Consider the following 6,176-nt stretch of genomic DNA (forward strand, 5'->3'; position numbering starts at 1 on the left):
CACGTGAGTGTGCGCGCAGGAATCGTGGTCACCGGAACCGAAGTGCTGACCGGACGGGTCGCCGACCAGAACGGCCCGTGGTTGGCCGACCGACTGCTCGAACTGGGTGTGGAACTGGCGCACATCACGATCTGCGCCGACCGCGAGGCCGACATCGACGCCCAGTTGCGGTTCCTCGCCTCCAACGGTGTCGATCTCATCGTCACCAGCGGTGGCCTCGGCCCGACCGCTGACGACATGACCGTCGCGACCGTCGCGGCGTTCTGCGGAGTCGACCTGGAGCTCGACACCGAGCTCGAGTCCACTATCACCGACATCGTCGCGCGGTGGGCCCGGAAACGAGGCAGCGACCCCGACCTCGAGTCGGTACGGGTCGCCACCCGCAAGCAGGCGATGGTGCCCCGCGGCGCGGCCTGGATCACCCCCACCGGCACGGCGCCGGGCGTCGTGGTGACCGCCGAGGCGGGGACCCCGACGGTCCTCGTGCTCCCCGGTCCGCCGCGCGAGCTGCAGGCCATGTGGCCCGCCGCGGTCGAGACGGCCGGCGTGCAGAAAGCGATCGCCGGGCGGACGGAGTACCGCCAGGAGACGATCCGCATGTTCGGCCTCCCCGAGTCCGAACTGGCCGACTCGCTGCGCATCGGCGAGGACACGATCGCCGGGTTCGACGCCCTCGAGATCACCACCTGCTTGCGCAAGGGCGAGGTCGAGATGGTCACCCGCTTCGAGCCCGACGGTGCCCCCACCTACGAGGCGATCCTCGCGCTGCTCGACGAGCGCCACGGCACGCAGATCTTCTCCACCGACGGCGCGACGGTCGACGAGCAGGTCGCCGCGCTCCTCTCCGGGCGCCGCATCGCGACGGCCGAATCCTGCACTGCGGGAATGATCGCCGCGCGGCTCACCGACCTCGCCGGATCGTCGGCCTACGTCGCGGGCGGCGTGGTGGCGTACGAGAACGAGGCCAAGATCGGCCTGCTGGACGTGGACGCAGCCCTGATCGAGGCACACGGCGCGGTGTCCGAACCGGTCGCCGAGGCCATGGCGCGCGGGGCGCTGGCCCGGCTCGGCACCGACATCGCCATCTCGACCAGCGGCATCGCCGGTCCCGGTGGCGGGACGGCGGACAAGCCGGTCGGCACGGTCTGTTTCGGCATCGCCCTGGCCGACGGCTCCGCCCGCGCAACGACGCTTCGGCTGCCCGGCGACCGTTCCGACGTGCGTGAACGCTCGACCACCGTCGCCATGCACCTGCTGCGACGAGCGCTGCGCGAGCTCACCGACTGATCGCCTCAGGCGCGGACGATCGCGCGCAGATCCCGCACCGGCGACTCCGGTCGACACAGGAACTCGTGCAGCAGTTCTCCGAATGCGGCGAGGTGACCCTCGATCTCCGCGCCGGAGTAGATCGTCGAGTTCCCGTGCAGGTCGACGACGATCGGTAGTCCGGCGCCGGCCTGGTAGAGGTTGATGCGCAGATCGTCGAGGATGCCCGACGACAGGATGTGGTAGCTGACCGTCGCCCCGTCCAGCGCCAACGGCTTGTCGAAGAACACCAGGTTCACGATCGGGCCGAACGACGTGACGGTGTCGGGGAGCCCGGCCCGCCGCGCGATGTCCTCGAACCGATAACGCTGTCTACGAAGGCATCCGGTCAGCTCGAGGGTCACCGCGGCGACCAGATCGCGGCCGGTGTGCGTGAGGACGCCGTCGAGACGGACCGGCAACATGTTCGCCACCATCCCGCCCGCGCGCTTGATCTTCGCCGTGGCCCGACCGGTCACCGGCAGGCTCAACACGATGTCGTCGCGGTCGGCGGTCACCGCCAGGTACGCGGCGAAGGCCGCGCCCAGCACCGCCGCGCTCGACGCCCCGAACTCGGTCGCCCGTTCGTCGAGCAGGCGTTGGTCGTCGGCAGGCATGACCATGCTGCGCACCTCGTGGTGCGGGGCGAGCCGACCCGACGACGGTGACCGCGCCAGACTGACGCGCTCGGGCAACCCCGAGACCCGCTCGGTCCAGTACTCGGCGTCGGCGACCCGGCGGCTGCTGTCGCGGTACTTCTCGTCGTCGGCGACCACCTCCGCGACCGTCGCTCGTGGCGCCACCTCGTAGGTCTCCCCACGCGTCGACGCGTTGTACCGATCGACCGCCTCGTGCAGACACGTCAGCGCGGCGAACCCGTCGAAGGCGATGTGATGGCCCCGCAGGTACCAGAACGTCCGGTCGTCGGCGACGCGCAGGAACGCCGACACCGCCATCTGATCGGCCGTGACGTCCATCAGACCCTCGTGATCGACACGCATCCAATCATGGGCGGCAGCAATCGGATCCGGCTCATGCCGTACGTCGACGGTGTGCACGTCGAACGGCACGCTCGGATCGATGTACTGCACCGGATGCCCGTCGACGAGCGTGAAGCGCGAGTACGCGGTCTCCAGGACGCGCGCGCCCGCGATGACGCCCGCACGGAACAGGTCGCGGTCGAACCGGCGGTCGATGTCGGTGATGTCGAGATAGTGCGCGACCACCACCGAGTAGTCGTCCTGCAGGTGTTCGGCGTCGAACATGTTCCGTTGTGACGCCGTCAGTCCGAACGTCTCCCCCATACCGTCTCCCCCACCTCAACATCGGTTGTGAACGCAGCGTCGGCAGTCTAACGGCCACATCGTGCCCCCGCGTCAGGACCGGTCGAGCCGACTCTCGATCTCCGGGCCGATCACCTGCAGCGCCTCGGTGTCGGCCATGCCCAGGTGGTGGGTGTCGACGTCGATCGCGGTGATCGTGCCGGTGACGTAGGGCCGCCAACTCGACTGCACCGCAGCGGGATCGTCCTTGTCGGCGGTGGCGACGAACAGCAACATCTCCCCGTCGAACACGTCGGGGCGATGCGTCGACCCGATCTGCGCGGCGGTGTCGAAGCTGACCATGATGCGGTCGACCTGCTCCGGCGACAGCAGCCCGAGCGCGGTGATCTGTTCACGGACCACGGCGGCGACCGCCTCGGGGTCCGACGCCTCGATCTCGTCGTCGATGTCGAACAGCGAACGCCAGCCACCGAGCAGGTCGGCCACACCGGTGGCCGGGTCGTCGACCGGCGCCGTGACCGCGGGCGCCGCCCCCGGGTCGGCGACCGCGGCGTCCATGACACCCAGGAACGCGACATGGTCACCGCCGCGCTGGATCTCGGTCGCCATGGCCTGCGCGATGTACCCGCCGATCGACCACCCCAGCAGGTGGTACGGCCCCTGCGGTTGCACCCGGCGGATCTCGGCGACGTAGCGCCGGGCGAGTTCGGTGACCGACTCGGCCGACGCCTCACCGTCGACGACCGACGGATCCTGCAGGCCGTACAGCGGCCGATCGGCGATGTGGGGCGCCAGGCCGCCGTAGAACCAGGCCAGTCCACCGGCCGGGTGGACACAGAACAGCGGCGGCCGCGACCCCGCGGCCCGCAGCGCGATGAGGACCTCGTCGGTCAGGCCGCGGTCGCCCTCGGTCCCGGCCTCTTCCGACAACCGGGCAGCCAGGCCGCGCGCCGTCGGGTCGACGAAGAGCCATGGCAGCTGGACCTTCCGACCCGAGCGGTCACCGATGAGCGCAGCGAGCAGCACCGCGGACAGCGACGTGCCGCCGAGGTCGAAGAAGCTCTGCGTCGCACCGACCCGGTCGGCGCCGGTGACCTCCGCCATCGCCTGGGCCACGAGGATCTCGAGCTCGCCCTGCGGTGCGATCAGTTCGGGTGTGGCCGGCCCGGCGGTCGGGACGGGGAGCCGGCGCCGATCGACCTTGCCGGTCGACGTCATCGGCATCGTCTCCATCACGACGATGACCGCAGGCACCATGTGTCGGGGCAGTCGGTCGCGCAGTTCGGCGCGCACCCGTGCGGGATCGGGCGGATCGCCGGCCGGGTTCGCGGCGACGAAACCGATCAACCGCGCATCACCCTGCGGCCCGGTCACACCCACGACCGCGGACACCGACACGTCCGATCGGGCGCTGAGCGCGGCCTCGACGTCGCCGAGTTCGATGCGCTGGCCGTTGATCTTGACCTGGAAGTCGTCGCGGCCACCGAACTCGAGCGCGGGACCGTCCGCGTCGCCGACGTCGACCCAGCGGACCAGGTCGCCGGTGCGGTACAGCACCGATCCGGCAGGGCCGTATGGGTCGGCGACGAACCGCGTGGCCGTGAGATCGGGGCGGCGGTGGTATCCGCGGGCGACGGCGTCGCCGGCCAGGTAGAGCTCACCGAGCACCCCGCGCGGCACCGGTCGCAGCCGGTCGTCGAGGACCAGGGCGCGGAAACCGCGGATCGGGCGGCCGACGACGACCCGTCCACCCGCCTCGAGGACAGCAGACGTCGAGGTGATGGTCGTCTCGGCGGGGCCGTACCAGTTCGACATCGTCCGGCCGGGGGCCCAGAGCGCGACCAGCTCGGGCGGGCACGCGTCGCCGGCGACACCGAGGTGTCGGATGGAGCGCGCCTGATCGGGGTCGAGAGTGGCCAGCACGGCGGGCGTGATCATGGCGTGCGTCACGGCGTGATCGGAGATGACCTCGGCGAGATCGTTGCCCGCGAACGCATCCGGCGGGGCCACCACCATGGTCGCGCCGAGTGCGACGGTGCCGATCACCTCGAACATCGACACGTCGAAACTCAGCTGCGCCAGGTGCAGCACACGCGCCCGCGCCGGGTCACCGACCCACGACTGCCGCTGGTGCTCCACGAAATCGGCCAGACCCCGATGGGTGACCGCGACGGCCTTGGGCGTGCCGGTCGAGCCCGAGGTGTACATGAGATAGGCCAGGGCGTCGGGGGTCAGGGAGTCGGGGGCCAGATCCCCGACCGGAACGGGTGCGTCGACCTGGTCGGCGCCCAGCTTGCTCGCCACGACCCAGTCGGGACCGATGCCCGCGACGTCGCCGAACGACTCCAGGGTGGTCAGCCCGAGGACCGCACCGGATTCGGTGAGCATGTGCGCGACGCGCTGCAGGGGCAGCGCCGGGTCCACCGGCATCGGGGCCGCACCCGCCTTCCACACCGCCCACAGCGCGATCACCGCGTCGGCCGACCGGGGCATCCCCACCGCCACGACGTCCTCGGGGCCGATGCCGCGCGCACGCAGCGCCCGGGCGAGACGGTTGGTGGCGGAATCGAATTCGCGGCGGGACCACGTGCGATCGCCGTCGATGAGCGCCGGGTGCTCGGGATCGAGCCCGCCTCGGGCGGCGAGGATCGTCGGCAGGGTCTGCGCCGCGACCGGCTCCGGGCCGACGGCGGGCACCAGGTCACGACGGTCGGTGTCGTCGAGGATGTCGATGTCGCCGATCGGAGTCGTGGGGTCGGCGGTCATGCCGTCGAGCACCGCGAGCACGGTGTCCCGGAACCGTTCCACCGTGGCGGGCTCGAACAACGCTGCGGCGTAGACGATCTCTCCGGCGATGATCGGCGACGTCGCGCCGTCCGCGGTCCACTCGGTCAGCGCGAGGGTGAGATCCACCTTGGCGGGTTGGTCACCGATGTCCACCGGGGTCACGTCGAGACCCTCGATGCCGACCGCCGGCGCACTCGAGGAGGTCAGGTAGTTCAGGGCGATCTGGTAGATCGGCGCGTGCGCAGTCGAGCGCGCCGGCGCCAACCGGTCGACGAGGAGCTCGAACGGGATGTCGGCGTGGGCGAATGCGCCGGTGTCAGCGCGTCGGACCTGTTCCATCAGCTCCATCGCGGAGTCGCCGGGTCGGTGCGTGGTCCGCAGGGCGAGCGTGTTGACGAACATGCCGATCAGCGGCTCGGTCTCGCGGCGCCCACGACCGGCGATGGCCGCGCCGATCACCACGTCGTCGACCCGGGCCAGTCGGGCGACGGCGGTGGCGAGCGCGGCGTGCACGACCATGAACGGAGTGCTGTCGGCCTGCCGCGCCAGCGCGACGACGGCTGCACTCCGACGCTCGCCGAGGTCGATCGGGACCTGACCACCGGTGGTGTCCATGACGGCCGGTCGGGGGCGATCGGCGGGCAACTCGACGGAGCCGGGGGCCTCGGCCAGCGTCGACGACCAGTACGCGAGCTGCTCTCCGAGAACCGAATCGGGATCGTCGACGGCACCGAGGGCCTCGTGCTGCCACAGGGTGTGGTCGACGTAGGTGATCTCCGGGGCGGGCAGGGCGGGCCCGTC

Annotated in this window: 3 protein-coding genes; 1 reads left to right on the forward strand and 2 read right to left on the reverse strand. The window is 71.0% G+C overall.

Going from position 1 to position 6,176, the window contains the following annotated elements; genetic code table 11:
* The first annotated feature begins 3 nt into the window (after positions 1–3).
* Positions 4–1,287 (forward strand): competence/damage-inducible protein A, encoded by a 1,284-nt coding sequence (locus tag JHC79_RS07140; RefSeq protein ID WP_296389464.1) that lies wholly within the window; start codon positions 4–6, stop codon positions 1,285–1,287.
* A 5-nt stretch (positions 1,288–1,292) separates the two neighbouring features.
* On the opposite strand, the gene JHC79_RS07145 is transcribed toward JHC79_RS07140, so the two are convergent.
* Together JHC79_RS07145 and JHC79_RS07150 are read right to left on the reverse strand one after the other, a co-directional pair.
* Entirely contained in the window at positions 1,293–2,609 is a 1,317-nt protein-coding gene (locus JHC79_RS07145; protein ID WP_296389459.1) for a condensation domain-containing protein, read from the reverse strand.
* Positions 2,610–2,681: 72 nt separating this feature from the next.
* The coding region (locus JHC79_RS07150) for an amino acid adenylation domain-containing protein (protein ID WP_296389460.1) at positions 2,682–6,176 on the reverse strand (3,495 nt) is incomplete at its 5' end.

The organism is Williamsia sp., assembly GCF_016462415.1.
GTDB lineage: Bacteria > Actinomycetota > Actinomycetes > Mycobacteriales > Mycobacteriaceae > Williamsia_A.

Bases quoted from the DNA above. Each gene is read 5' to 3' on its own strand.
- JHC79_RS07145 (WP_296389459.1), bottom strand. From the start codon at position 2,609: ATGGGGGAGACGTTCGGACTGACGGCGTCACAACGGAACATGTTCGAC.